This is a genomic window from Mesorhizobium sp. M1328 (assembly GCF_040318075.1).
In the GTDB taxonomy this organism is placed as follows: Bacteria; Pseudomonadota; Alphaproteobacteria; order Rhizobiales; family Rhizobiaceae; genus Mesorhizobium.
Genome location: NZ_JAMYLO010000006.1, coordinates 21,506 through 47,610, shown reverse-complemented (window position 1 = coordinate 47,610; position 26,105 = coordinate 21,506). Strand labels below are relative to the sequence as shown.

General features: G+C 62.7%; 23 protein-coding genes, 1 other RNA gene and 1 pseudogene. 10 read left to right on the top strand and 15 right to left on the bottom strand.

Translation table 11 applies throughout. The features are described from left to right. Nucleotides 1-6: 6 nt before the first annotated feature. From ftsL to mraZ, 3 genes are read right to left on the bottom strand one after another with little or no spacing between them, the layout of a single operon-like run. Entirely contained in the window at nucleotides 7-384 is a 378-nt protein-coding gene (gene ftsL / locus NKH23_RS14245; protein ID WP_353034984.1) for a cell division protein FtsL, read from the bottom strand. Between the two features lie 4 nt (nucleotides 385-388). Further along, on the bottom strand, nucleotides 389-1,420 hold the full coding sequence (rsmH, locus tag NKH23_RS14240; RefSeq protein ID WP_352465153.1) for a 16S rRNA (cytosine(1402)-N(4))-methyltransferase RsmH: 1,032 nt from the start codon (nucleotides 1,418-1,420) through the stop codon (nucleotides 389-391). Beyond that, nucleotides 1,417-1,875, bottom strand: a complete 459-nt coding sequence (gene mraZ, locus NKH23_RS14235) for a division/cell wall cluster transcriptional repressor MraZ (RefSeq protein WP_352912753.1) — start codon at nucleotides 1,873-1,875, stop codon at nucleotides 1,417-1,419. The genes rsmH and mraZ overlap by 4 nt, the downstream gene beginning before the upstream one ends. A gap of 406 nt (nucleotides 1,876-2,281) precedes the next feature. On the opposite strand from mraZ, the gene NKH23_RS14230 reads away from it, so the two are divergent. Continuing rightward, on the top strand, nucleotides 2,282-3,397 hold the full coding sequence (locus NKH23_RS14230) for a cystathionine gamma-lyase (protein WP_352912752.1): 1,116 nt from the start codon (nucleotides 2,282-2,284) through the stop codon (nucleotides 3,395-3,397). Between the two features lie 54 nt (nucleotides 3,398-3,451). Here NKH23_RS14230 and NKH23_RS14225 read toward each other — a convergent pair whose 3' ends face one another. The 6 genes from NKH23_RS14225 to NKH23_RS14200 all read right to left on the bottom strand — a co-directional run bounded on the left by NKH23_RS14225 (nucleotide 3,452) and on the right by NKH23_RS14200 (nucleotide 7,286). Continuing rightward, nucleotides 3,452-3,727, bottom strand: coding sequence for a type II toxin-antitoxin system ParD family antitoxin (locus NKH23_RS14225; protein ID WP_352716826.1), 276 nt, complete (start codon nucleotides 3,725-3,727; stop codon nucleotides 3,452-3,454). A 153-nt stretch (nucleotides 3,728-3,880) separates the two neighbouring features. Continuing rightward, nucleotides 3,881-4,279, bottom strand: an RNA gene (gene rnpB / locus NKH23_RS14220) — RNase P RNA component class A. Nucleotides 4,280-4,338: 59 nt separating this feature from the next. After that, the gene (locus NKH23_RS14215) at nucleotides 4,339-5,088 is read right to left on the bottom strand and encodes a lytic transglycosylase domain-containing protein (protein WP_352716828.1); all 750 of its coding nucleotides are present in this window, start codon (nucleotides 5,086-5,088) and stop codon (nucleotides 4,339-4,341) included. Between the two features lie 184 nt (nucleotides 5,089-5,272). Then, nucleotides 5,273-6,040: an N-acetylmuramoyl-L-alanine amidase gene (locus tag NKH23_RS14210; RefSeq protein ID WP_352979861.1), complete on the bottom strand. Its 768-nt coding sequence runs from the start codon at nucleotides 6,038-6,040 to the stop codon at nucleotides 5,273-5,275. Beyond that, nucleotides 6,037-6,756, bottom strand: a complete 720-nt coding sequence (locus tag NKH23_RS14205; RefSeq protein ID WP_352716832.1) for a TerB family tellurite resistance protein — start codon at nucleotides 6,754-6,756, stop codon at nucleotides 6,037-6,039. The genes NKH23_RS14210 and NKH23_RS14205 overlap by 4 nt, the downstream gene beginning before the upstream one ends. Nucleotides 6,757-7,079: 323 nt before the next feature. Continuing rightward, on the bottom strand, nucleotides 7,080-7,286 hold the full coding sequence (locus NKH23_RS14200; protein WP_023676780.1) for a hypothetical protein: 207 nt from the start codon (nucleotides 7,284-7,286) through the stop codon (nucleotides 7,080-7,082). Nucleotides 7,287-7,458: 172 nt separating this feature from the next. On the opposite strand from NKH23_RS14200, the pseudogene NKH23_RS14195 reads away from it, so the two are divergent. From NKH23_RS14195 to NKH23_RS14185, 3 genes and pseudogenes are all read left to right on the top strand, one after another. Continuing rightward, nucleotides 7,459-11,313 (top strand): annotated as a pseudogene (locus NKH23_RS14195) (hydantoinase B/oxoprolinase family protein); the annotation flags it as partial. Nucleotides 11,314-11,487: 174 nt separating this feature from the next. Next, entirely contained in the window at nucleotides 11,488-12,786 is a 1,299-nt protein-coding gene (locus tag NKH23_RS14190; RefSeq protein ID WP_352716835.1) for a BtaA family protein, read from the top strand. Further along, nucleotides 12,783-13,448 carry a class I SAM-dependent methyltransferase gene (locus tag NKH23_RS14185; protein WP_352912750.1) on the top strand — a complete coding sequence of 222 codons (666 nt, stop codon included), beginning with the start codon at nucleotides 12,783-12,785 and terminating at the stop codon, nucleotides 13,446-13,448. Before NKH23_RS14190 ends, NKH23_RS14185 begins: the two co-directional genes overlap by 4 nt. Nucleotides 13,449-13,593: 145 nt before the next feature. Here NKH23_RS14185 and NKH23_RS14180 read toward each other — a convergent pair whose 3' ends face one another. Next, entirely contained in the window at nucleotides 13,594-14,973 is a 1,380-nt protein-coding gene (locus NKH23_RS14180; protein WP_352716839.1) for a serine hydrolase domain-containing protein, read from the bottom strand. Between the two features lie 405 nt (nucleotides 14,974-15,378). Here NKH23_RS14180 and NKH23_RS14175 point away from each other — a divergent pair, with 405 nt between their 5' ends. Beyond that, nucleotides 15,379-16,176: a glycoside hydrolase family 25 protein gene (locus NKH23_RS14175; protein ID WP_352912749.1), complete on the top strand. Its 798-nt coding sequence runs from the start codon at nucleotides 15,379-15,381 to the stop codon at nucleotides 16,174-16,176. Nucleotides 16,177-16,256: 80 nt separating this feature from the next. Continuing rightward, complete coding sequence (locus NKH23_RS14170) at nucleotides 16,257-17,429, top strand: lytic murein transglycosylase (RefSeq protein WP_352912748.1); 1,173 nt, start codon at nucleotides 16,257-16,259, stop codon at nucleotides 17,427-17,429. 114 nt (nucleotides 17,430-17,543) lie between these two features. Here the strand turns inward: NKH23_RS14170 and NKH23_RS14165 are convergent, their stop codons facing one another. Then, entirely contained in the window at nucleotides 17,544-18,431 is an 888-nt protein-coding gene (locus NKH23_RS14165; protein ID WP_352912747.1) for a LysR family transcriptional regulator, read from the bottom strand. A 123-nt stretch (nucleotides 18,432-18,554) separates the two neighbouring features. Between NKH23_RS14165 and NKH23_RS14160 the strand changes: the two genes are divergently transcribed. After that, nucleotides 18,555-19,286, top strand: a complete 732-nt coding sequence (locus NKH23_RS14160) for an SDR family oxidoreductase (protein ID WP_352979619.1) — start codon at nucleotides 18,555-18,557, stop codon at nucleotides 19,284-19,286. Between the two features lie 126 nt (nucleotides 19,287-19,412). Here NKH23_RS14160 and NKH23_RS14155 read toward each other — a convergent pair whose 3' ends face one another. Continuing rightward, nucleotides 19,413-20,633, bottom strand: a complete 1,221-nt coding sequence (locus tag NKH23_RS14155; protein ID WP_023721223.1) for an alanine racemase — start codon at nucleotides 20,631-20,633, stop codon at nucleotides 19,413-19,415. A 224-nt stretch (nucleotides 20,634-20,857) separates the two neighbouring features. Here NKH23_RS14155 and NKH23_RS14150 point away from each other — a divergent pair, with 224 nt between their 5' ends. Next, on the top strand, nucleotides 20,858-21,775 hold the full coding sequence (locus tag NKH23_RS14150) for a DMT family transporter (RefSeq protein ID WP_352912746.1): 918 nt from the start codon (nucleotides 20,858-20,860) through the stop codon (nucleotides 21,773-21,775). Nucleotides 21,776-22,228: 453 nt separating this feature from the next. On the opposite strand, the gene metF is transcribed toward NKH23_RS14150, so the two are convergent. Further along, nucleotides 22,229-23,146 (bottom strand): methylenetetrahydrofolate reductase [NAD(P)H], encoded by a 918-nt coding sequence (gene metF, locus NKH23_RS14145; RefSeq protein WP_023676795.1) that lies wholly within the window; start codon nucleotides 23,144-23,146, stop codon nucleotides 22,229-22,231. Then, nucleotides 23,146-24,168 carry an ArsR/SmtB family transcription factor gene (locus tag NKH23_RS14140; RefSeq protein WP_292659442.1) on the bottom strand — a complete coding sequence of 341 codons (1,023 nt, stop codon included), beginning with the start codon at nucleotides 24,166-24,168 and terminating at the stop codon, nucleotides 23,146-23,148. The genes metF and NKH23_RS14140 overlap by 1 nt, the downstream gene beginning before the upstream one ends. A 142-nt stretch (nucleotides 24,169-24,310) precedes the next feature. Between NKH23_RS14140 and tsaA the strand changes: the two genes are divergently transcribed. Both tsaA and NKH23_RS14130 read left to right on the top strand, forming a co-directional pair. Further along, nucleotides 24,311-24,835 carry a tRNA (N6-threonylcarbamoyladenosine(37)-N6)-methyltransferase TrmO gene (tsaA, locus tag NKH23_RS14135; RefSeq protein WP_352912745.1) on the top strand — a complete coding sequence of 175 codons (525 nt, stop codon included), beginning with the start codon at nucleotides 24,311-24,313 and terminating at the stop codon, nucleotides 24,833-24,835. Beyond that, the gene (locus NKH23_RS14130; RefSeq protein WP_292659440.1) at nucleotides 24,832-25,143 is read left to right on the top strand and encodes a DUF2293 domain-containing protein; all 312 of its coding nucleotides are present in this window, start codon (nucleotides 24,832-24,834) and stop codon (nucleotides 25,141-25,143) included. The genes tsaA and NKH23_RS14130 overlap by 4 nt, the downstream gene beginning before the upstream one ends. 296 nt (nucleotides 25,144-25,439) lie before the next feature. Here the strand turns inward: NKH23_RS14130 and NKH23_RS14125 are convergent, their stop codons facing one another. Continuing rightward, nucleotides 25,440-26,057, bottom strand: coding sequence for an MOSC domain-containing protein (locus NKH23_RS14125; protein ID WP_352979621.1), 618 nt, complete (start codon nucleotides 26,055-26,057; stop codon nucleotides 25,440-25,442). Nucleotides 26,058-26,105: the final 48 nt, after the last annotated feature.

The following is a 26,105-nucleotide window of genomic DNA, read 5'->3' as shown; positions in this document are numbered from 1 at the left end:
CGGTGATCATTGGACGATGCCTCTGGTCACCACGGGATCCTTGCCGCCGACATCGGCCATGCCACCCAGCCGCTGCGATGAAAGGTCCTCGATGTTGACGGGTTTCGCCGGCAGATCGTCCAGCCCGACGATCTGCCGCGCGTTGACCGGCTCGAGTCCGAGTTGCGATTTGTAGATTTCGGTGAGCTTCTGCAGGCGCGACGGCTGGGTAAGCAGGCTCCAGTCCGCCTTGAGCAGGTCGATCGTGTCCTCTTCATAACGGATCTGCGCCTGGATCTTGTGCACTGCCGCCAGTTGCTCCTCGGCCTCGCGCTTGGTCTTGTAGGTCAGGGCAGCTGCCGAAACCATGACGGCGATCAGGACTATGTCGCTGGTACGAAACACGTGCTCACCTCTCTCCCGGTCGATCGGCGCCGGGAAGCTTTGGGCCAGGCAGTTTTGGCAGGCCGAAAATCGAAAAATCGCCGGCACGGGCCGGCGCCTCTGTACGGATCGCAGCGCGCAGCCTTGCCGAGCGCGCCCGCGGATTTGCCGATATCTCGGCATCGCCAGGCGTCACGCCGCCGCCCTTCTTGGTGAAGGTGGCGGTGCGCGCCTGCGCCTCGGGCAGATGCCGCGATCCGGTGGCTGAATCGGCTCTGTCGGCGATGAAGCGCTTGACGATGCGGTCCTCGAGCGAATGGAAGGTCACCACGGCAAGCCGGCCGCCCGGTTTCAGCACGCGCTCGGCGGCAAACAGTGCCTTGGCCAGTTCGCCGAGTTCGTCATTGACGAAGATGCGCAGCGCCTGGAAAACGCGGGTGGCCGGATGGATCTTGTCTTTTGGCGCGCGACCGATATGCGTCTCGATGGCATCGGCAAGGTCGAGCGTGCGCTCGAAGGGGCGTTTTTCGCGACGGCTCTCGATCATGCGGGCGATGCGCCCGGCATGGCGTTCCTCGCCGAGAAAACCGAAGATGCGGGCAAGATCGCCCACCTTGAAGGTATTGACGACGTCGCCGGCGCTCAGGCCCGCCTGCGCCATGCGCATGTCGAGCGGTCCATCGGCCCGGAACGAAAAGCCGCGCTCCGGCTGGTCGATCTGCATGGAGGAGATGCCGATGTCGAGCACGACGCCATCGGCACTTTCAACCTGCTCGTCGAGCGTGGAGAACGGTGCCTGGACAAGCCTGAGCTTGCCGCCGGACTGCTGTTCAAGGGCCCGCCCCGCCGCGATCGCATCCGGATCGCGGTCGATGGCGACGACCGAGGCTCCGCTTGCCAGAATGGCCTTGGTGTAGCCGCCGGCACCGAACGTGCCGTCGACGATCACCTCGCCTTTTGTCGGCGCCAGCGCCTCCAGAACTTCGGCAAGGAGGACCGGAATGTGACGGGCTGGTCCGCCAACGGCATGAACTTCATCGCCGTCGCCCGCCATCATTCCGGCCGCTCCCCGGACTTCGTGCCCTGCCGAAGCTGCAAAAGCCGGGCGCGTGCTTCCGTCCCATAGGCGCTGAGCCGTCCCGGCTCCCAGATCTGAAAGAAATTGCCGCGGCCAACGAAGGCCACCTCCGCTGAAATGCCGGTATGCTCGCGAATGAAATCGCTCATCGTGATACGGCCGTCCTGGTCGAGCTTCAGAAACGTTCCATCGCCATGGCAGAAGAACGACATGTCGTCCGCCGTCTGCAGGAACGGGTCTTCCTGGGCGATACGCTGCTCGTAGCGATCGAGCAGGTCGAGCCCACCGACATCCATCGCCGGGCGATCCAGGCAGCGTAGCGCATAAAGTTCCGAATAGCCGCGTTTCTGCACAACGGCACGGAAATGCGCCGGCACGGACACCCGTCCCTTCGCATCGATCCTGTTCACCGCGTTCGACAGAAACCGGTCCATTACGCGTTACGGCCGCTTGCGCCGCCGCACCCCTCTGCATCTTCCCGTCCGCGCCGCCCCGCCCCGGTCGACTTCCAAAACCCGCTTCATCATGACGGGCGAACGCAGGCAAACGCGCAGCCGCCGCGGCTGCCCGATTGGCGTACGCTTCACCCTGACACGGAACGAAGGCTTGAGTATCGGAATGGGATATCATGGGGTGTTATGGGCGTCAACGGGAACAGTCTTCAAAACGCGCCTGCCACGACTGGGGAGAGCAGCTTTGACGGCACTCCGGTCTTTATCCTCTATTAAGCCTAACGAAGCGTTTAGAGCCGTGTGGTCCAACCGGAGGCGGCTTGCTGCGGATCGCTGCCCCGCATAGCCTCGGCATCTTCTTTTCCGGTTAGTAACGAGGTTTGAAACCATGTCCGAAACAGCCAAGTCGCGCGCCGCGGCACTTCCCCATCTGCGTCGCGGCAGGCTTGCCAAGGGCGACCCCATCCCCTTGCCCCTGACGATGGCCGCCATCTTTCATGCGCCCGGCGACGCCACCGGCTTCGATCAATATGGCCGCTTCAGCAATCCGACCTGGGATGCGGTCGAGCACATGCTGGCGCATTTGGAAGACGCCCCATGCGTTGCCTTTCCCTCGGGGATGGCTGCCATCTCGGCGGTATTTTTCGGTCTGCTCAAAGCCGACGACCGTATCCTGCTGCCGTCCGACGGTTATCATACGACGCGAGCGCTGGCAGACCGTTTCCTGAAATCCTTCGGCGTAGCTTATGATATCCGGCCGACATCGAGCTTCCTCGACGGCGGCTTCGATGGGTATCGGCTTGCCTTCGTCGAAACGCCCGCCAACCCAGGACTGGACATATGCGACATCGCAGCCGTCGCCGAAGCCGTGCACAAAGCGGGCGCGGTGCTTGTGGTCGACAACACGACGATGACGCCTTTCGGCCAGCGCCCGCTCGATCTCGGCGCCGATATCGTCATTGCCGCCGACACCAAGGCACCAAACGGCCATTCCGATGTGCTGTTCGGCCATGTCGCCAGCCGCGACGCGGACATTATCTCGAGGGTGACCGACTGGCGCGAGACGTCGGGCGCCATCCCCGGGCCGTTCGAGGCATGGCTGGTGCATCGCGGCCTCGAAACGCTGGAGGTGCGTTTCGACCGCATGTGCGCTTCCGCCGAAATGATAGCGCGACGGCTGAAAAACCATCGCGCGATCAGCGGCTTGCGCTTTCCGGGACTGGAGAGCGACCCATCGCACAATCTTGCCCGCGCCCAGATGGAGCGCTTCGGATTTCTCATCTCGTTCGTGCTCGCCTCGGAGGACAAGGCCGAAGATTTCATCAACAACTGCGCCTTGATGCAGGCAGCGACATCGTTCGGCGGCGTACACACCTCGGCCGAACGGCGATCAAAGAGGGGAGATGCCGTTCCGCCCGGTTTCGTTCGCCTGTCGATCGGCTGCGAGCCGGTGGAAGAGCTTTGGCAGGCGATCGAGGCGTCGCTAGACGCAATCGGGGGCTGAATCGGCAATCACGAATTCAGATCGCCGGCGTCGATCTTGCGCCGGCCAGCAAATTCATGCCGCGCTGTCGGGTTTCAATCGTCTCCGCGCTTCGCTCTTTATTTCGTCGATCGACGCAAACCGCCCCGGCCCGCTGTCGATCCCCTCCTGCACCAGTCTGCGCAATTCCTCGACGGTGTAGCCGAGCAGGTCGCGCCGATCCTTCCATTGCCTCAGCGCGTCGCGGATCACCTCGCTTGCCGAGGCATATTCGCCGGCGGCGACCACGTCGTCGACCGCCGCGGCCAGTTCCGGCGACAGCGTGATGCTGCGTTTATCGACCTGGCCCATGACGCGCTCCTCAGTACTGCCATCCAAATGGTACGATTTAATCGCACCATTTTCAAGGAATGTCGCGCGGGATTGCCGGGTCGAAAAGTGAATCAGCGGCTGCGCCCGAAGACGCAACCTGCTGATATCAGGAGATTTCTTTTTGTTCGGGAAACTGCCAGCTGGCCTGTAAGCCGGGTTCTGTATGGCCCTCGCCCCTTACGGGGCGAGAACGTGGCGGCCATTCATCTTGGGCGCATGTTGCCATACGCCTCACGCAACCTACCCGGACGGTGAGCCGGAAACAGCCCTCGAGGGTTTCCCCTCGCACCGCCCCTATTCGGTCTTGCTCCCGGTGGGGTTTACCGTGCCGCTCCTGTTGCCAGTCGCGCGGTGGGCTCTTACCCCACCCTTTCACCCTTGCCACGATTGGATCGTGGCGGTTTGCTTTCTGTGGCACTTTCCCTGGGGTCGCCCCCGCCGGCCATTAACCGGCACCGTGTCTCCATGGAGCCCGGACTTTCCTCACCCGCAGCCTTTCGGCTTCGCGGGTGCGGCCGCCCGGCCAGCTGGCAAGGCGTATAAAGGGGTTCAGGCCCGAAAACGCAAACGAAAAAGCAAGTTATCGCTTGTCAGGCGGGCGCTCCAAGTGCTGCCAGCTGCACCTTGACCTTGCCGCAATAGGCTGCGGACACCGGGTTCATCCGTGTGGCGGCGTGGCCGGCATTGTATTTCAGGATCGTGCCGCAGGTCGTGCCACCGCCGAGATCCCGCGCCATGGCAAGGTACTTCATGCCGTATTTGATGTTGGTATCGGGATCGTAGAGACCCTGAACAGAACCGCTATAGCCCATCATCCTTGCCGTCGCCGGCTTGATCTGCATCAGGCCGATCTCGCCGGCGCTGCCGACCTGGTTCGGCTGGTAGTTGCTCTCGATCTTGATTACGGCATTGGCGAGCGACACCGGGACGCCATAGCTGGCGGCATAACGCGCAATGATCGCCGAATACTGTCCGCTGGCGCCGACAACCGCCGCCTGGGGCGCTGGCCTGCTTTTCGGAGCGACCGACGCCGTTGCCATGTGGTCGATGCGTTTGCGGTTACGCTTCACATGCTGTTTGGAGATTGTCTTTCTCGCAGCGGTTGGCTTTTTTGCGGAGGCTGGCTTTTCCGTCTTTACCGCGGCCGCTTTTTCCACTTTTGCGGTGGCGGTCTTCTCTACTTTCGTACCACGGGTTGCTTTCGGCGTGGCGGTTTTGCCGGCTGCGGCACTGAAGCCCTGATCGGCCCGTTGGCTCAGCGGTGCGCTGTTCGCTGCACTGAAGGCAAAAGTCATTACGCCGGCAGCAATGGCTGCCGTTAAAACGGTCAATTTCTGCATGTGATCCTGTTCTGTTTGATCTGCACAAAGAACTTCGCGCAGATACCCTCAATCAACATCGGAACATCTGGGGGATAGAGGTCCGACAATCTGTACGGATCGCCTTTGACGACCGAATTGGCGCCAAAGAAGGCGAGGCAAGTCACTTTGGGTAACAGATTGTAACTTTGAAGCTTGGGAAAGACTATTTGAGAGAGGCTATCCTTGCGGAAGCGAGCAGCCTTTCCAGCGTGCGGATCGTCGATCCGTCAGCCATGCCATCGACCAGGCGCTGCCGGAAATGCCGCTGAAATGCCTCGACCACGATTTCGGTCTGCCGGTCGAAAGCGCCGGTGATCTCGACGCCATAACCATAGAGCGCCAGCATCGACTGCAGCGCCTCGACCTCGGCGCCGGTATCGCCTGGCTTCAGCACGGCGCCGCGCCGGATCGGTGCTGCCGACACAACATGGCCGACACCGGCGGCGAACAGGATTTTCCATGGGAATTTCTCGCCCGGATCGACCTTGCGCCCCGGTGCCACGTCGGAATGGGCGAGCACCCGCTGCGCCGGAATGGAATGGCGCTTGATGATCCCGGCGCACAGGCCGATCACCGCGTCGATCTGCGGTTTTGGAAAGTTGCGATAGCCGAGCGTATGCCCCGGATTGACGATCTCGATGCCGATCGAGCAGGAGTTGACGTCGCTCTGTCCGAACCACGAGCTCTTGCCGGCATGCCAGGCGCGGTCGCTTTCCCTTACCATCTGAACAATGCGGCCGTCCTCATGGACCAGATAGTGCGACGAGACCTCGCTTGCCGGATCGCACAGCCATGCCTCGGCACCGGCGCCGGTCGCCATGCCGGTGTAGTGCAGCACGATCATATCGGGTCCGAGCGTCCCGCGCCGTGGTCCGAAATTCGGCGATACCCTGACCTCGGCGCTCGGCTCGTCGGGCGGAAAGCCGCTCATGCGTGCCGCAGGCCTCGCTCGATCATCTCATAGGCCGCGTTGATCGCCGCCAGCCTGGTCGTCGCGATCTTGATGAATTCCTGCGGCAGGCCGCGTGCGATCAGCCGGTCCGGATGATTGTCGGAGACCAGCTTGCGGTAGCGCCTGCGGACCTCCTCGAACGGCTTCCCACGCTCGATGCCGAGCACGACATAAGGATCGGCGGCACCCAGATCGACATGCCGCGCCAGGATGCTCTGGTAATGCGCCTCATCGATGCGGAAGATCTCGGCGATGCGATGCAGGAATTGGCCCTCGCGCTCATGCACCAGCCCGTCGGCCTTGGCGATGTGGAACAGCCCGTCGAGTATATCCTCCAGCATCAGGCAGTTCGAATGGCCCGAACCGCAAAGCTGCGCCATCCGCTCGGCATAGGTCTCGAAACCGGCAATGTCGCGTTTGGCCAAATCGTAGAGCCGCGCCACATTGCGCCTCTGTTCCTTCGGCACCTCGAATATGTCCTGGAAGGCGCGCACCTCGTCTTGCGTGACGATGCCGTCTGCCTTGGCCATCTTGGCCGACAGGGCGATCATCGCCACCGAGAAGGCGACGCGCCGGCGCAGATCGGCATCGCCGGAGAAAACCGTGCGCACGGCCTCGACCACTTCGGCGACGCCTGACGACGCTGAAGATGAAACGCGTGTGACGAAGTCGCCGAGGCGGTCCCAAATCGACATGAGGGCTTCATAGGACCAACCGCCCATCGCTATCAAGCCAAGACAGTGCCGCGGGGGCTGGCCCAATCGATTTGACGCAATTCCTGCTGCGGCGGCGGGCGCTAGCGCTCACCCGTGGAAAATCCACAGAGGGCAGCCGCGGCGCGCAAGCAATGAGCCCGGCGATTTGCGCCTGGTGCCGTCGTTTCGGCGGCACGTAAGGGGCGAGACGGTACTTTTCGCGTGCGGTTACCAGCATCGTCGCACTCGGCCGCGAGGCGCGGATATCGTAAGCAGCAGAAAGGCCGGCGTGTGAGCCGGCCTTTCTTGGTTTGTCACATTGACTACTGCGCAGGGGCAGCCGGCGCAGGAGCGGGCGCCGGCGCCGGCTCGGCAGGCTTGTTTGCGTCAGGAGCGGCCGGCTTCATCGTCTGGTCGGATGCCGGCGGGTTGGTGCTCTGCGTCGTGGTGTTGTCGGTGCCGCTGTTGCTGCAGGCGGCAAGGCCAAGCAACGCAAGCGCCGACACCGACGCAAGAATGAGTTTCTTCATGATATCTCTCCTCTAATCACGCCACCGTTACCGGCGACGATCGAGGGCACAATGCATCAGCTCATGATGAGTTTCGTAACGTTGCGTTTCCGCGTGTAACATCAAGCGCTTGGCCGTACAAAGCGTCGAGCATTAACAGGATGCATAAATGAAAATGCCCGGAGGCGCTGCAATGACCGCAAAATGGGATTTCTGGATCGACCGCGGCGGTACCTTCACCGACGTCATCGGCCGTGACCCCGAGGGCGGGCTGCATCCCAGGAAACTCCTTTCGGAAAATCCCGAAGCCTATGCCGATGCTGCCATCCAGGGCATTCGCGAACTGCTCGGCGTCCAGCCCGGCGCCCCAATCCCCTCCGCTCTGATCGGCGATGTCAAAATGGGCACCACGGTCGCCACCAATGCGCTTCTCGAGCGCAAGGGCGACCGCGTGCTGCTGCTCATCACCAAAGGGTTCCGCGATGCGCTGAGGATTGCCTATCAGGCGAGGCCCGATATCTTTGCCAAGCAGATCATCCTTCCCGAACAGCTCTATGAGCGTGTCGTCGAAATCGACGAAAGGGTTCGCGCCGACGGCAGTGTCGAGCGCCTGCTCGACATCGCCGTCGTGCGTCCTGCCATCGAACAGGCCAAGGCGGACGGCATCGATGCGGTCGCAATCGTCTTCATGCATGCCTGGAAACACCCCGAGCACGAAAAGGCGGTCGCCAAAGTCTGTCGAAAGCTCGGATTCTCGCAGGTCTCGGTCAGTCACGAGGTCTCGCCGCTGATCAAGCTGGTCGGCCGCGGCGACACCACGGTGGTCGATGCCTATCTGTCGCCGATCCTGGCAAGGTATGTGCAGAAGGTGGCGGAGGAACTGGGTGCCCTCTCCCCCCTCGAGGGGGAGATGGCTGCGCAGCAGCCAGAGGGGGTCATCTCAGAAGGCACCGCCAGAGTGTCGCACCCAGTTGAGCCGACCCCACCCGGCGGCTTCGCCGCCACCCTCCCCTCAAGGGGGAGGGAAAGCCCTCGCCTCATGTTCATGATGTCGTCGGGCGGCCTCACCGCCGCCGACATGTTCCAAGGCAAGGATGCGCTGTTGTCCGGCCCGGCTGGCGGTGTCGTCGGCATGGTCGAGACGGCAAAACTCGCCGGTTTCGGCAAGGTCATCGGCTTCGACATGGGCGGCACCTCCACCGATGTCGCGCACTATGATGGCGACTACGAGCGCGCCTTTGACACGGAGGTCGCCGGCGTACGCATCCGCGCGCCGATGATGCGCATCCACACGGTCGCCGCCGGCGGTGGCTCGATCCTGCATTATGAGGCCGGCCGCTTCCGCGCCGGGCCGGATTCGGCCGGCGCCAATCCCGGCCCGGCCGCCTATAGGCGCGGCGGCCCGTTGGCCGTCACCGACGCCAATGTCATGCTGGGCAAGCTGCAGCCCGAGTTCTTCCCGGCTATTTTTGGACCGGGCCAGGACGAACCGCTCGACGTGCAGACGGTTCGCGAAAAATTCGCGGCCCTTGCCGCCGAGATCGGCGACGGCCGCTCGCCGGAAACCGTCGCCGAAGGGTTCATCACCATCGCCGTCGAAAACATGGCCAACGCCATCAAGAAGATTTCGGTGCAGCGCGGCTACGATGTCACCGAATACCTCCTGAACTGTTTCGGCGGCGCTGGCGGCCAGCACGCTTGCCTGGTCGCCGATGCGCTTGGCATGGAGGCGGTGCTGATCCATCCGTTCTCTGGCCTGCTCTCGGCATACGGCATCGGCCTGTCCTCTGTATTTGCGTCACGCCAGCAGGCGCTGCTGAAGCCGCTGGCGGAAGATTCCGAGCCAGCAATCGATGAACTCATCGCAACGCTGCGCAAAGCCGTCATCGACGAACTCGCTGCGCAAGGCATCAGCGAAGACGCGGTCGCCTCGAAGCCGGTGCTGCAGATCCGATACGACGGCACCGATACCGCGCTGCCAGTGAACTTTGGGCACGGCTCGATTGCGCAGGCCAAGGCGGACTTCGAACTGGCGCACAAGGCGCAGTTCGGTTTCGTCTACGACGACAAGCCGATGATCGTCGAATCGGTCGGCGTCGAAGGTACCGATACCGGCGGCACCGGCCGCGACGAAGGCGATTCAGTTGTTGAAGACGTGGCCGCAAGTTCTTCCGGGACCCGGAAAATCTTTGTCGACGGCGTCTGGCGCGACGCCGGCATCTTCCCTCGCGAAACGCTGAAGCCCGGTAACAAGATCGCCGGCCCCGCTTTGATCATCGAGCCGAACCAGACCATTGTCGTCGAGCCGGGCTGGCAGGCCGAGATCACCGCCAAGGACCACGTATTGATGCGGCGCGTCGAGAAGAAGCGCCGGCACGCCGCACTCGGCACCGAAGCCGATCCGGTGATGCTGGAGGTCTTCAACAACCTGTTCATGTCGATCGCCGAACAGATGGGCGTAACGCTGCAAAACACTGCCTATTCCGTCAACATCAAGGAGCGGCTCGATTTCTCCTGCGCCGTTTTCGATCGGAACGGCGCGCTGGTCGCCAACGCGCCGCATATGCCAGTGCATCTCGGCTCGATGGACCGCTCCGTGGAGACCATCATCCGGCTCAACTCCGGCGACATCCATCCCGGCGATGTCTTTGCCCTCAACGCACCTTACAATGGCGGCACCCATCTGCCTGACATTACCGTGGTGACGCCGGTGTTTTCCCTCCCCCTTGAGGGGAGGGTGGCCGCGAAGCGGCCGGGTGGGGTCCTCTCAGAAGGCACCACAAGTGCGTCGAGCACTGCCGCAGCGACCCCCTCCGCCGCCTCCGGCGGCACCTCCCCCTCAAGGGGGGAGGAAATCCTCTTCTACGTCGCCTCGCGTGGCCACCATGCCGACATCGGCGGCACGGCGCCCGGCTCGATGACGCCGCTTGCCACAACCGTCGACGAGGAAGGCGTGCTGTTCGACAATTTCCGCATCGTCGATCGCGGCCGGTTCCGCGAGAAGGACCTGGAGACGCTGCTCACCGACCACCCCTACCCGGCGCGCAATCCGCACCAGAACATCGCCGACCTCAAGGCGCAGATCGCCGCGAACGAAAAGGGCGTCGCCGAGCTGCGCAAGATGGTCGCGCATTTCGGCCTTGGCGTGGTCGAAGCCTATATGGGTCACGTCCAGGACAATGCCGCCGAAAGCGTGCGCCGCGTTCTGGAGCGGCTGCCCGACAGTTCCGAATACGAATATCCGACCGACACCGGCCAAAAGATCAAGGTGAAGATATCGGTCGACCGGGAGAAGCGCGAAGCGACCGTCGACTTCACCGGGACGTCGCCGGTGATGAAGAACAATTTCAATGCGCCAGAGCCAGTCGCCCGAGCAGCTGTGCTTTATGCCTTCCGCGTCATGGTCGAAGACAACATCCCGATGAATGCCGGATGTCTGCGGCCGATCAATATCATCATTCCCGACGGCTCGATGCTGAAGCCCGCCTATCCCGCGGCAGTCGTCGCCGGCAATGTCGAGACCTCGCAGCACGTCACCAACGCGCTGTTCGGGGCGATGGGGGCGTTGGCCAATGCGCAAGGCACGATGAACAATCTCACCTTCGGCAACAAGCAGTACCAGTATTACGAGACGATCTGCTCGGGCTCGCCGGCCGGCCGGATGAACGACGGCCGCGGCTTTGCCGGCACCTCCGGCGTCCACACCCATATGACCAATTCGCGCCTGACCGATCCGGAAGTGCTGGAACTGCGTTTCCCGGTATTGCTCGAGGATTTCCATATCCGCGAAGGCTCCGGCGGCAAAGGCAAATGGAATGCCGGCGACGGCACCAAGCGCACCATCCGCTTCCTCGAAAAGATGGAATGCGCGATCCTGTCCTCGCATCGCAACCGCCCGCCGCAGGGACTGGACGGAGGCGGCGATGGCGAGGTCGGCTCGACCAAGGTCCGCCGGAAGGATGGCCGCGTCGAGGTCCTGAAGGCCTGCGACCAGACCGTGCTCGACGCCGGCGAGGCGGTCATCGTGACGACGCCGACCCCCGGCGGATTGGCCGCTCCTAGAGGAGGCAGCCAGAATTCGCTCCCGCGAGTCAGGTGGGGTGGTTTTCGAGAACCGAAGCGGAGCGGACATTTGGGTCCGTGAGCGTCGGAAGCGCAGAAAACCGCACCAGATGACCACCGGAGTAGAATTCTCGATGCCTCCGGCTGTCACTGGCCTGTCATGACCCTGCGCTACCCGCTTGCGGCAAAGCAAACGGGGAATCGCCTTGCCATGACGGACATTTCTGGGGAACTGGTTTTTCGCCGCGGCAAGGAAGTCGGCAAGGCCGTCTACCAGAACCGTCCGCTGTCGAAAGCCGGCATCTCCGAGCGCTTGTTTGCCTTCCTGTTCTCCGGCCTTGTCTACCCGCAGATCTGGGAAGACCCCGAAATCGACATGGACGCGATGCAGCTCGGGACGGGCCACCGTATCGTCACCATCGCGTCTGGCGGCTGTAACATCCTCGCCTATCTCACCCGGTCGCCGGAAAGGATCGACGCCGTCGACCTCAACGCCGCGCATATTGCGCTGAACCGCATGAAGCTCGCAGCGGTGCGTCACCTGCCGTCGCAGGGCGACCTGTTCCGTTTCTTCGGCGCGGCTGGGACCGGGCACAATTCGCAGGCCTACGATCGCTTCATCGCACCGCATCTCGACCCGGTCAGCCGCCATTATTGGGAGCGCCGCAACTGGCGCGGCCGTCGCCGCATCGCCGTCTTCGACCGTAATTTCTACCAGACCGGCCTGCTCGGCCTGTTCATCGCCATGGGCCACCGCACCGCAAAATTCTTCGGTGTCGACCCGGCCGGCATCATGGACGCCAAGAGCATCGCCGATCAGCGCCGCTTCTTCGACGAAGAGCTGGCGCCGGTCTTCGAAAAACCGCTGCTAAAATGGGCGACATCGCGAAAGGCTTCGCTGTTCGGCCTCGGCATTCCGCCGGCCCAGTACGATTCGCTGATCACCTCGGGTGACGGCACCATGGCCAGCGTGCTGAAGGCACGACTGGAAAAGCTCGCCTGCGATTTTCCGCTGAAGACCAATTATTTCGCCTGGCAGGCTTTCGCCCGCCGCTACCCTAATCCGGGCGAGGCCGCCCTGCCCGCCTATCTCGAAAAGCGCAACTACAAGACGATCCGCAACAATGTCGATCGCGTTGCCATCCACCACGCCAATCTGATCGAGTTCCTTGCCGGCAAGGATGCCGGCTCGGTCGACCGCTTCGTGCTGCTCGATGCACAGGACTGGATGACCGACGACCAGCTCAACGGGTTGTGGGCCGAGATCACCCGAACCGCCTCCACCGGCGCCCGCGTCATCTTCCGCACCGCGGCGGAACCCAGCCTGCTGCCCGGCCGCGTCTCGAATTCGCTGCTCGACCAGTGGCGCTACGAGAACGACGCCTCGCGCGAGTACTCGGCCCGCGATCGCTCGGCCATCTATGGCGGCTTCCATCTCTACGTGAAGCACGGCGCATGAGCGCGACCGAATTGCCGGCCAGCCATGCCGAGTTGATGGACGGCGTCTATCGTTGGCAGCGCCACATCTACGACCTGACCCGCAAATACTATTTGCTCGGCCGCGACCGGCTTATCGCCGAACTGGATGTGCCGGCCGGCGGCACCGTGCTCGAGCTTGGCTGCGGCACCGGCCGCAACATCATCCTCGCCGCCCGCCGCTATCCCGGCGCGCGCTTCTTCGGCCTCGATATTTCGGCCGAGATGCTGGAGACGGCCACCGCCGCCCTTGCCCGCGAAGGCCTCTCCGGTCGCGTCACGCTGGAGCGCGGCGATGCCACGGATTTCGACGCAAAGGCGCTGTTCGGCGTCGAAAGTTTCGACCGCGTCTTTGTCTCATATTCGCTGTCGATGATCCCCGGCTGGGAGAAGACGGTATCCGCGGCTCTTGCTGCCCTGTCGCCTGGCGGCTCGCTGCATGTCGTCGATTTTGGCCAGCAGGAAGCCCTGCCCGGCTGGTTCCGCACGCTGCTGCGCGGCTGGCTGAAAAAATTCCATGTCGAGCCACGTCAATCGCTGCGCGCGGTTCTGGATTCGGAATCTGCAAGAGTTGGCGCAAGCTTCCGTTTCCAAACGCTTTATCGCGGCTATGCCTGGCTCGCTGTGGTCGGCCCCAGTCGATAGCCAGGATGTGTTGAGATTCAGGTCAGGCCGAGTCGAAAACGGTGGGTTCCGAGAACCGGAGCGGAGCGTACTTTTGGGTACGTGAGCACCGGAAGCGCAGGAAACCGCCGTTTGCAGGCCGGCATCACCTGAATATCGATACAGCCTAATGCAGCACCTTGACCAGCGCCGCTACCATCGCCTGCGGCCGGTAGCCGAGCCTGGCCGGCGTCAGCCCGAGCCGCAACACAACCAGTTGCTCCGAGGGGATGATGGCGACCGTTTGTCCGTCATGCCCCTCCATCCAATAGGTGTCCTTGGGCAGGCCGACGGCAATGCCGGCGCCGGGGTTTTCCTCGTCGCCCGGCCCTTCGATCCATAATTGTCCCTTGCCGTAGACGTTCGAGGCAGTTGCCGGTTCCCGCATCCAGTCGACGAAGCCGGCGGGCAGGATCGCTTTGCCGTTCCAGACGCCGCCCTGCAGCAGGAACTGGCCGAAGCGCGCCCAGTCGCGTGACGTGGCATAGAGATAGGACGAGCCGACGAAGGTGCCGTGCTCGTCGGCTTCAAGCACAGCGCTCTGCATGCCGAGCGGATCGAACAGGGCGGTCCTCGGCCAGGCCAGTGCCTTGTCCTTGTCGCCGATTGCGTCCTGCCACAGCCTGGACAGCATCACCGCCGTGCCGCTCGAATAGGAAAACACCTTGCCGACCTCGCCGGTCAGCGGCTTGGATCCGGCAAAGCCCGCCATGTCCGGTTCGAGATAGAGCATCCGCGTTACATCGGCGACGTCGCCATAATCCTCGTTGAATTCCAGCCCGCTCGACATCGCCATCATGTCGGCGAGGCTGATCATGGCGCGGCCATCTCCCTTCCAGGGACCGAACAGACCCTGGTTGGTCATCGCCAGCTTGCCGTCCTTCACCAGCGTGCCGACGATCGCCGCATTCACCGTCTTGGTCATCGACCAGCCCAATAGCGGCGTCTTTTCGGAAAAGCCGTCGCCATAGCGCTCTGCGACGATGCGGCCGTTCTTGACCACCACCACCGCCCGCATCCCGGCGCCGGTCATTGAAGGATCGTCGAGGACTTTCGCGACCTCTGGATCCTGCGAGGCACCGACATCGTCGCCTTCCGGCCACATCGCATCGGGCAGCGGCGCCGGCGTCGGTGCAGCTCCCGCGACAGCCTCGGCGGCGGCAATATCGCCGTCGGGAACCGAGGCGCAGCCGAGCCCGTCGCGCGCAACCGCGACACTCTTGCCGAGCGCGCCGAACAGGCCCGCCGAAACCGTTCCCTCCTCCTTGTCGACCGACACTCTCATCAGCTTCAGCAATGGATGACCCGGCGCCTGCACATCGACGGCAAGCACGTCGTCGGCATCTCGCCCTGCAATGAAGACGTTCGAGCAGACGATCTTGGCCGCATAGCCGGAACCAACGCGGATCAGTGCCGGCGGGGCGAAATACAGCCAGCCGGCGAGTACCGCGGCGGCCAGCACAGCCAGGCCGAGCAGCCATTTGACGAACTTCAAAAGGATCTGCATTTTGAGTTCCCCCGGCGCGCTCGATCTACGTCATCGATTTGCCGCCATTGTTTCGGCAAAATCGCGGCTCTTGTCGAGCGCCGTCAACCGAATATCAACCATGATCGGCGATCACAGGTGCATGTCGCCCAAAAGTGCGCAGCGGTTTTGGGACAAGGACATGCATAGACAGAGATCTAAGCGCGTCGAAGCGACGCGCTTGGGACAGACCGGGCGATCCTGTGGGGTGACCGTCCGGCGGGGCTTGAATGCGTGCGTCCCAAAACCGCGCAACGGTTTGGGAACGCATGAAACGAAGATCAAGGCGCATCGCGTAAGTCGGTTTCAGACACGCCGCGCCCGGTCGAGGGGCCACCCGCGGAAAGACCCATCAGCGGCCGGCTGAAACCGGCTCGGGAAGTAGCGATGCGCCGTTTCGCGGTCCTCATCACGCTGATGCTGCTTGGTGCCTGCTCGACGGTCGAGGATCTGACGCCATCGCTGTCGTCATCCAGCGCCCCGACGGTTGCGGTACGCGCGCCGCGTTTTGCCGATTCCGACCCGCATGAATGGGACAGCGGCGCACCGTGGAGCTATGCCGTCCACGGCACCGACGTCTCCAAATACCAGACCTCGATCGACTGGCCGGCGGCCAGGGCCAGCGGCATCTCTTTCGCCTTCATCAAGGCAACCGAAGGCGGAGACCGGTTCGATGAAGCTTTCAACGAGCATTGGAGCCGCACCAAGGCCTCAGGCGTCCCCCGCGCCGCCTATCATTTCTTCTACTTTTGCACGCCCGCCGCTACCCAGGCGCGCTGGTTCATCCAGAACGTGCCCAAAGACGGTTCGGCGATGCCGCCGGTTCTCGACATGGAATGGAACCCGAAATCGCCGACCTGCAAGCTGCGGCCCGATCCCGCCACGGTACGCAGCGAGATGAGCACATTCCTCGAAATCGTCGAAAAACACTACGGCAAGAAGCCGATCATCTATACGTCGGTCGACTTCTTCGAAGATAATGGTTTATCGGGCTTCCCCGGCTACCCCTACTGGCTGCGCTCCGTCGCCGGGCATCCGCGCCAGAAATACGGCAGCCATCCCTTCACCTTCTGGCAGTATACCGGAACGGGCGTCGTGCCGGGCATGGCCGGAAACGCCGACATCAACGTCTTCAACGGCTCCGAAGCCGCGTGGAAGGAGTGGTTGCGGCAGAACACCCGTTGACACCAGGCCTGCCGCCTGCTTTTCGACACAGCCAATGACGAATGCCCGCAACCGCTGGTAATCTTCTCGGAAGGATGGCGATGCGATCGCGCTTTGGATTTCTCGCGGCGCTGCTCCTGACCGCCGTGCCGGCCGCGGCACAGCAATGCGGCGGCGATTTCGAGGCATGGAAGCAGGGTGTGGCGGCGGAGGCCAGGGCGGCGGGCGTCGGCGCTGCCGGCCTTGATGCGCTGGAAAACGCCACCCTCGATGAGAAGGCATTGGCACGCGACCGCGCCCAGGGCGTCTTCACCCAGACCTTCATCGAATTCTCGAACCGCATGATCTCGTCGCATCGGCTGAAGCAAGGTGCGGCCAACCTGCAAAAGTATGCCGAGATCTTTGCCCGCGCCGATCGCGAATTCGGCGTGCAGGCGCCGGTCATCGCCGCTTTCTGGGCCCTGGAAACCGATTTTGGCGCCGTGCAAGGCGATTTCCACACACTGAACGCACTGGTCAGCCTCTCGCATGACTGCCGCCGCCCGCAGTTGTTCCGGCCGCAGATCGTGCCGCTGCTGATGCTGATCGATCGCGGCGTGGTGCCGGCCGACGTGACCGGTGCCTGGGCCGGCGAGATCGGCCAGACGCAGATGTTGCCTTCCGACTATCTCGGTCACGGCGTCGACGGCGACGGCAATGGCCTGGTCGACCTGCGCGGCAGCGCGCCGGACGTGATCATGAGCACGGCCAGCAAGATCCAGTCGCGTGGCTGGAAGCGCGACCAGCCCTGGATCGAGGAAGTCCGTGTTCCCGACGATTTGCCGTGGGAGCAAACGGGGCGCACCAACAAGCTGCCGTTGACGCAATGGACCCAGTGGGGCGTTACCAGGCCCGACGGCACGCCGCTTCTCGACAACGGCCTCAAGGCCGGCCTGGCGCTGCCCATGGGTCGCAACGGGCCAGCCTTCCTCACCTACGACAATTTCGACGTCTATCTCGAGTGGAACCAATCCTTCACCTATGCCCTGACCGCGGCAAATCTTGCCGCCCGGCTGGGGGGCGCGCCGCGATTCGATCCGCGCAACCCCGAACCCGGCCTCAACGGCGACCAGATGAAGGCGCTACAGACCAAGCTCGAGGCGAAAGGCTATGACGTCGGCACCGTCGACGGCATTCTAGGCACCAACACCCGCGAAGCGATCCGCAAGGAGCAGATGCGGCTGGGCCTGCCGGTCGACGGCTGGCCGACGCTCGAGCTGCTGGCGAGACTGTGAATGGTGAATTGTGAATTGTGAATTGTAAATGGAATAGCACCGGAGCCGCACTGAACACCAGAGCTACTACTATTCACTATTCACTATTCACTATTCACTATTTTCACATCACTGCTAGGCAAGCAGGAAATCGATAAAGGCTCGCAGCGGCGCGGGAACCTGCCGGGAACTTGCGTGATATAGATAAAAACCCGGAAATCTCGGCGACCAGGCTTCGAGAACACGGATTAGCTTTCCCGCTTCGATCCACGGCCGGACCTGGTATTCCAGCATGTAAGCCACGCCGACCCCATCCAGAACCGCCCCGATCATCAGGTCCGTATCGTTGACCGTCAGGCCACCGCTGACGGCCACTTCCAGGGCACGTTGGCCTCGGGCGAACTCCCAGCGGTAGAGATTGCCGCCGCTCGGCCACTGGAAATTGATGCACTGGTGCTGATGCAGGTCCGCGGGGTGACGGGGTATCGGGTGATGCTCCAGATAGTTCGGCGCCGCCACTGCAGCCATCTCGAGCTCCTCGCTGAGCTTCACCGCCACCATATCCTTGTGCAGCCGCTCACCCAGTCTGATTCCGGCATCGAAGCGGCCCTCGACGATGTCGGTGAGCATGTCGTCGACAATGATTGTGAGGGCGATATCGGGATAGGCGCGGCGGAAATCGCCGAGGATCGGCGCGATGAAACGCGTGGCGGCGATGCGCGGAACATTGATGCGCAGCGAGCCTGCTGGCCGGCCGCGTGATGCATGAGCGTCCGCGACGGCCCCTTCCAGTTCGCTGAATGCCGATGCGATGCGGGCAAACAGCTTCTCGCCCTCAGCGGTCGGCGACATGCTGCGCGTTGTGCGGTTGAGCAGGCGGACACCGAGACGCTCTTCCAGCCCGCGTATCGTCTGGCTGAGTGCTGGAGGCGAAATCCTGAGCTTGCCCGCGGCGCGGACAAAGCTGCCCTCTTCGATAATTGTTGCAAATGCCGTGAGTTCGGAAAACTCGCTTCCTCGCATTATGTACCTCAGGCTTAACAAGTCAGTTAGATAATAGGCTATTCTCTGAGCAATAGCATGCTCCTAGCTTTTCCCCGGAACGCCGCTCGATCGAGGCGACCGTAGTCAGACGAAGGAACAGCCATGCATCGTCCACTTGAAGGCAAAACCGCACTTGTGACCGGTAGCTCGCGCGGCATCGGACGCGCCATCGCGGAGGGGTTCGCGGCCAAGGGTGCTGCCGTGGTCGTCAACTATGTCGGCAACGAGAAGGCAGCCAGGGAAGTCGTTGCCGCCATTGAAGGGAATGGCGGAAAAGCCGTCGCCATCCAAGCGGACGTCTCCAGCATCCTCCACATTCGCAAGTTGTTCGACAAAACCGAACGGCAGATGGGGCCGATTGACATCGTCGTCGCCAATGTCGGTGTCGCCGTCATAAAGCCGCTCGTCGAGGCCACCGAAGCGGACTTCGATCACGTCTTCGGCGCCAATGCCAAGGGCACCTTCTTCACGCTTCAGGAAGCGGCGCGCCGCGTTCGCGACGGTGGCCGCATCATTGCCGTCTCCACCGGTGGAACCAGGATGTTCTTCACGCAGACGGCGCTTTATCTCGGCAGCAAGGGAGCCGTCGAGCAGTTCGTCCGCGTCCTCTCGCGCGAACTCGGCCCGCGTGCCGTTACCGTGAATGCGCTTTCACCGGGCTTCACCGACACCGACCTGCTTCCGGAGCGGGACCGGGCCGTGGCCGCCGGCATGTCGCCCTTCGGCCGGATCGGAGCACCGCGCGACGTCGCCGATGTCGCGGTTTTCCTGGCTTCCGACGAGGCTCGCTGGCTGACCGGCGAGAACATCCAGGCCGGCGGCGGAGTAGCCTGACTACGCGGGCCGAATGGTGAATGGTGAATGGTGAATGGTGACAATTCACCGAAGCGGACGGAACGCAAGAACTACTTCCAGTCACTATTCACTATTCACTATTCACTATTCGCTATTCACCATCAACTAATCCGCCATCGTCTCCAGGCTGGCAAACCCCTGCGGCGCATCGCCTTCGTCGAATGGCGTTGCTACCTCGACGAAGGTGTCGGGATAGAAGCCGTTGAACCGTGTCCGGAGCGACAGCGAATAGGCGCCGATGTGGCCGATCTCGATCCAGTCGCCGGTATCGACGGTTTCGGGCAGCCAGAACGGCCGCGACAATATATCGACGGAATCGCAGGTCGCGCCGCAGACCTTGAATGGCACGATGGTCTTGTCCTCGCCATTGCGCGAGCGGATCGCGGGATCGGGGATGAAGCGTGCCGGCAGCGTGATCTTGCCGGTCCAGGAATCCGACAGCGACGCCCAGATGCCGTCATTGATGTAGAGCCTTTTGCCCTTGCGCAGCAGCACGCGCACGATCAGCGACAGGCAGCGCGCCACGATCACCCGGCCGGGCTCGGCCACCAGCGGCATCTGGTCGAACTGGTACTCCTGGAGGTCGCCCGATAACCGCGACATGATCTGGCCGAGCGACGGCATTTCCGGTTTGCGGCTGTTCGGGTCATGGCCATATTCGGCCGGAAAGCCGCCGCCGACATCGAGCCCGGCAATGTCGAAACCGACGCGGTTGCGCACCCAGTCGGCGGAGGCCAGCGCCCGCTCATAGGTGTCGGGATCCTCGATCTGGCTGCCGACATGAAAGCACAGCCCGACCTTGTAGCCGGTCCGGTTCAGCCGTTCGGCGAGTTCCACCGCATTGGCCGGTCCGGCGCCGAACTTCTTCGACAGTTCGTAGGCCGCCGAGCCTTTCGTCTGGATGCGCACGAACACGGTGATCGCGCCCGGATCGATGTCGAGCGCCCGCACCACCCTGGTCAGCTTGGTGATTTCGTCCTCATGGTCGAGCGAAATGACGCGAATGGCGTACTTTTCCAGCGCCAGCCTGATGTCCGACTGCGCCTTGACCGGGTGCATGTAGAGCATCTCGGCGTCCGGCGAGACGGCGCGCACGGCAGCGAATTCGCCGGGCGAGGCCACATCGAAGGCGCTGACGCCGGCCTCGACCAGTGCGTTGAGCACGATCTGCTCGCCATTGGTCTTGACCGCATAGGCGGTCTTGCCGGGAAACATGCCCATGAACTGTTTGGCATCCGCCTTCAGCACCTGCGGGCGGAAGCAATAGATCGGATCGTCCGGGCGCAGCGCCAGCGCTGCCTCGCGGGCATTTTCGAATCGCTGCATGGACGAATCCCTTGACTGAGGCTGCGCACAATTAATCCAAGCTAGCGGCTAATGAAAACAATTCTATGTCTCGCCGCCCCGGCTTCGCGGCGCTACGCCTTTCTGTACGCCGGTTATGGGCGAGCTAGGCCATCGCTCAGGTTTCGGGTGGCCCTTGCGGCCGGATCGGGTATGGCGTGAACAGACGCCTGAAGAGCAAGGCATCTCGTCTGGGAGGACGATCAATGGCGATGGCTGCCACCACCACAATGCGCGGGCCGATGGTGCTCAAAGACTGGGCGCAGCTTCTGCTGCTCGGCGCCATCTGGGGCGGTTCGTTCTTCTTTGCCCGCATTGCGGTGGCGGAACTTCCGCCGCTGGTGCTGGTGCTGTTCCGCGTCACCATCGCGGCGGCGGCACTTCAGCTCTATCTTGCGGTTCGCGGCCCGTCCTTTCGCCTCGCTTTGCCGCATGCCGGCCTGTTCTTCCTGCTGGCGCTCGCCAACAATGTCATCCCTTTCTCGCTGATCTTTGCCGGCCAGACCGAGCTTGGCGCCGGCGTCGCCTCGGTGCTCAATTCGACGACGCCGTTCTGGACGCTGATCCTCGCCAACGCCCTGACCAGCGACGAAAAGCTGTCATGGAACAAGCTTGCTGGCATCGCCCTCGGTATCGCGGGAACGGCGGTGATGATCGGTCCCGGCCTCGTCGCCGGGCTCGGCGGCCCGGTCTGGGCGAAATTCGCGCTGATCGGTGCCTCGGTCTCCTATGCGGTGGCGCTGATGATCGCCCGCCGCTTCAAGGGTGTGCCGTCACCGGTCATTGCCACCGGCCAATTGACTTGCTCGACCATCATCATGATCCCGGTCGTTCTGTTCACCTACGGGACCGCCAATCTGTTTTCGGCCTCGCCGCCGGTGTGGGCGGCGGTGCTGGCGCTGGCGCTGCTGTCGACCGCCTTCGCCTATATCCTCTATTTCAACCTTGTCGCCTCGGCCGGCGCCACCAACGCCTCGCTGGTCACGCTCATCGTGCCGGCCAGTGCCATCCTGCTCGGCTTCCTGTTCCTGGGCGAGCGGCTCGAACTGTTCGAATTGGGCGGCATGGCGCTGATTGCGCTTGGCCTCGTCACCATCGACGGTCGCCTGTTCGGGCGGCGTTAATGCATGTTCCCAAAATGTCAGCTCGAAATCGATTCGATTTCGGCCAACGGTAGCGCTGCCATGCCCCGGCTTTGCCACAAATTATTCACAGGTCCCGAGCCGGCTTTTGACAAAGAGTTTCAATGCCTAACGGCAAACGGCAGGTCGCAAATTCCACAATTTCGTCGCATTGCAGCAAAGTTTCTCCTTGCCTGTGGCACAAATGACCCTAGACTCTCGCCATAGCTCTTTAAGAGGAGGCTATGACATGGGACTGACGAGGCCGATCAACGCATTGATGATTTGTGCTGCGTTTGCATTCATCGGCGCCCTCATTATGGGCGTCCTTCCATAAGGCCGCTGAGCGGGGGAAGACCAGCACCGAATACTCCAAACCATTGAAAAGGCCGGGCATTTTGCCCGGCCTTTTGCATTCCCCCGATCTTTGACATTTCAAAAAGGGGCTTTGCCGCTTTACGCCGCGGCGGATCCAGCCGCCTCGACTTCGTGCGACCTGATGCCGATCATGTGGCAGATGGCAAAGACCAGATCGGCCCGGTTCATCGTGTAGAAGTGGAAATCGCCGACGCCGCGCTCGACAAGGTCCAGCACCTGCTCGGCGGCCACGGCAGACGCCACCAGCGCATGCGTTTGCGGGTCGTTCTGCAGCCCATCGAAGCGCTCGGCCAGCCATGCCGGCACCAAGGCGCCGCAACGCGCCGAGAAGTTGGCGACCTGCGTGAAATTGTGCACCGGCAATATGCCAGGCACGATCGGTATGTAGATGCCGGCCCGCCGTGCCCGCTCGACATAGCGTTCATAAAGGTCGTTGTCGAAGAAGAACTGGGTGATCGCCCGCGTCGCTCCGTTGTCCGCCTTGCGCTTCAGCATGTCGAAGTCGGTGGCGAAATCCGGGCTTTCCGGATGTTTTTCCGGATAGGCCGAGACCGATATGTCGAAATCGCCGGCGCCCTTCAGCGCATCGACCAGTTCGGCGCCATTGGCATAGCCTTCCGGATGCGGCCGGTAGGCCGCGCCGACGCCCTCGGCCGGATCGCCGCGCAGGGCGACGAAACGCTTGACGCCCATGTCGGCGAATTCCCGGATCACCGCATCGACCTCGTGACGCGCCGCATCGACGCAAGTCATGTGCGCCGCCGGTGTCAGCGTCGTTTCATTAAGGATACGCTTGACGGTGCGGGCCGTGCGCTCGCGGGTCGAACCACCGGCGCCATAGGTGACGGAGACGAATTTCGGCTTGAGCGGCTCCAGCCGGGTGACCGTGTCCCACAGCCTTGCTTCCATCTCATCGTTTTTCGGAGGAAAGAACTCGAATGAAACCCTGACCTTGTCGCCGATGTCGGGGCGGCGGGAGAAGCGGAACTGGTTCATCAGGCTGTTTCCCCTATCGGATACGCATTGGCCGGTTGTCTGTCGTTGGAAGGCTCGGCAATCAGCATCCGCCGATCGCGGCCGAGCCAGAGTTTGACGGTGAGCTTGGCCTCGTTGCCGCCGCGCGGCTCGAATTCCTGGCTGTCCTCGAGGTCGAGGCCGGCCTCGGAAAACCAGTCGCCAATTTGCCGGTCGGAAAAGCCGAGGCGCATATGCGCGTGCTCCTCGCGCAAGAACTCCAGCGTGTGCGGCGCGAAATCGACGATCACCAGCCGGCCGGCCGGGCGCAACAGACGAGCCGCCTCGCGGATGGCACGGGCAGGATCGTCGAGATAATGCAGCACCTGATGGATGGTAACGAGATCGAAGGCGTCGCGTTCGACCGGCGGCGCAAAAATGTCGCCCTGCCGCACCTGCGCATTCGAAACGCCGGCCTTGTCGAGATTGGCGCGCGCCACCGTCAGCATCTCGCGCGACATGTCGATGCCGACACCGCGCCGATAGAGCGGCGAAAAGATCTCGAGCAGCCGTCCGGTGCCGGTGCCGAGATCGAGCATCGACTGGAACGGCCGCTTGCCGACGAGCTTGATGAGGGCTGCTTCGACCGCGCGGTCCGGCACATGCAGCGAGCGGATGTGGTCCCAGCTTGCGGCGTTTACCGAGAAATATTCGGCAGCCCGGTCCTGCCGCTTGCGCTTGACCGCGGCCAGCCGTTCGAGATCACGCTCGACCTGCGGATCGGCGCCGCGGATGCCGGAAACCAGCCTGAGCACGAAATCGCGCGAGGAGTCGGAATCCGATAGCCGGAAGAACGCCCACGAGCCCTCCTGGTAGCGGCCGATCAGCCCTGCCTCCAGCAGCAATTTCAAATGGCGCGAGACGCGCGGCTGCGATTGGCCGAGGATTTCGGTGAGATCGGACACGGTCAGATCGCCGCGCGACAGCAGCGCCAATATACGCAGCCGGCTGGATTCGGCAGCCGCCTTCAATGTATCTACCATCGTGTCGAGAGCGACATGCATGCGAGCATTCTCTTTGAAAAGATATAAACATATGTTTATGTCGGTTTTGATAGGCTTGCAAGCGCTATGTCGCTTCCGGACAAGAAAATGACGCATGCGTGGCGGACCGCGCAAGGCCGCAAGCATGATCGAGGCGAGACCCATGTTCGAAACGCGCAGCGGCGAAAAGCTTCTGGAAACCGACCCGGCAACGATGCCGCCGGATGGCCATGTCGTCTTCATCGGCCGCATCGCTTCGCCTTGGGTCACGCGGGAGACCTGCCCCAAGAACATGAAGGCAGCGCGGGAGACGGGACAGCCGGCGGTTCTCACGATCGATCCGCTCTATCGGGACGGCCTGCTTGGGCTGGAACGTGCCAGCCACGTCGTCATCCTGTCTTGGCTGCACCATGCGCCGCGGCAACTGATTGTCCAGAAACCCCGCCATGCCACGGAGCCGAAAGGCGTCTTTTCGCTACGCTCCCCTGCCCGGCCGAATCCTGTCGGACTGCATATTGCCAAGCTCGTCGCACTCGACATCGACACCGGCCGTGTCGAGCTTGACGCCATCGACGTGCTCGACGGCACGCCGGTCATCGACATCAAGCCCTATTTCGCCTCGACCGATGCTTTCGCCGAGGCGACCATGGCTGGGCGGAACGAGTCGTCCAGATCGGACGAGCAGTGAGCGCCCCGACCGGCCGCCGCCGCGCCATCGCCAAGGCGCTGACAGCGCTTCTGCCGCTGGCGCCTTATGCCGACATGGAAAAGATCCGTGCCGATGCCGGCGCCGTGCACATGAAGAGCTTGCCGCCGAGCATTGCCGTGTGGCTGGCGACGATTGCGCATATTCGCCACGCCCACACCGACTACGAAAAACTGCTCGCCGAAGGCTATGACCGCGATTCCGCGCGGTTCTTCGTCATCGAGCAAACCAACATCGTGCTGACCCGCTGGCGCGCCACCCGTTTGCTCGACGATGAGGATGAGGCGTAGAGGATGGCAAGCACACGCGTCGAGTTCTGCGCTCTTCACCGTTGTGATTAGCGAAATCGAGACGTGACGGCCAATCTCCCCCCAAGTGGGGGAGATGTCCGGCAGGACAGAGAGGGGCGCTGTCCCGCCAACCTCACGTCGGCAACATCGGAACCTTCGAAACCTCAAAACAAAAAACCCGCCTCGGTGGGCGGGTCGTCGGTGCGAATCAGCACCAAAATTAATAGCATAGCTGCCGGCACAAAGCAAGAACAAAATACGCCGTGACCGGCAAAGTCGCCTTGCCTGGAAAACAACTAGGCCCGGTAAATCCACTGCTCCGGCACGCGCACCGATATCTCCTCGCCGGCCGTGATCGTGCCGGGCTTCTCGACCCAGGCTACGAGCCCGCGCAAGCGCTTCGCCGCCTTCGGGAACAGCAGCGCGCCGCCGTCATGATCGGCCATTCCGGCATTTTCGGCGACGGATCGCCCTGCGATGCGGCAAGGCCCATTCTGCGCGTCGATCTTGACGGCAGCGCCGCCTTTGAAGAACAGCAGCGTGCCAGACGGCAGCATGGAGAGGCGCGGCAGGCCTTCGATCAGGAGATTGGCGCCGATCCATTCCGGCTTGATCTCGGTAATGCCAATCCGTTCGGCAACGATTGCCAGTTCGTCCGCCGCGACGATCGACAATTGCCGCTCGTTGCGCATCTCGGTGCCGCGCGGATACCAGGGTTCCCGCCCGCCGGAGCGCCGCGTCGTGCCGGCGTGGAAATCGCCCTCGATGCCGTCGAAACCGAGTTGCAGCGCATCCACCGCTCGTGTCTCAAAACGATCGAATGGTGCGAGATAGAGCGCCGCCACCCTGGCGGCGAGTTTTCGCGCCGGCACGATCTCGACCGGATTTCCGGTTGCGGGAAACAGATCCGGCATTGGTTTCATTCCTAGCGACCGGATGCAGTTAGCCGAAGTCGATTCATA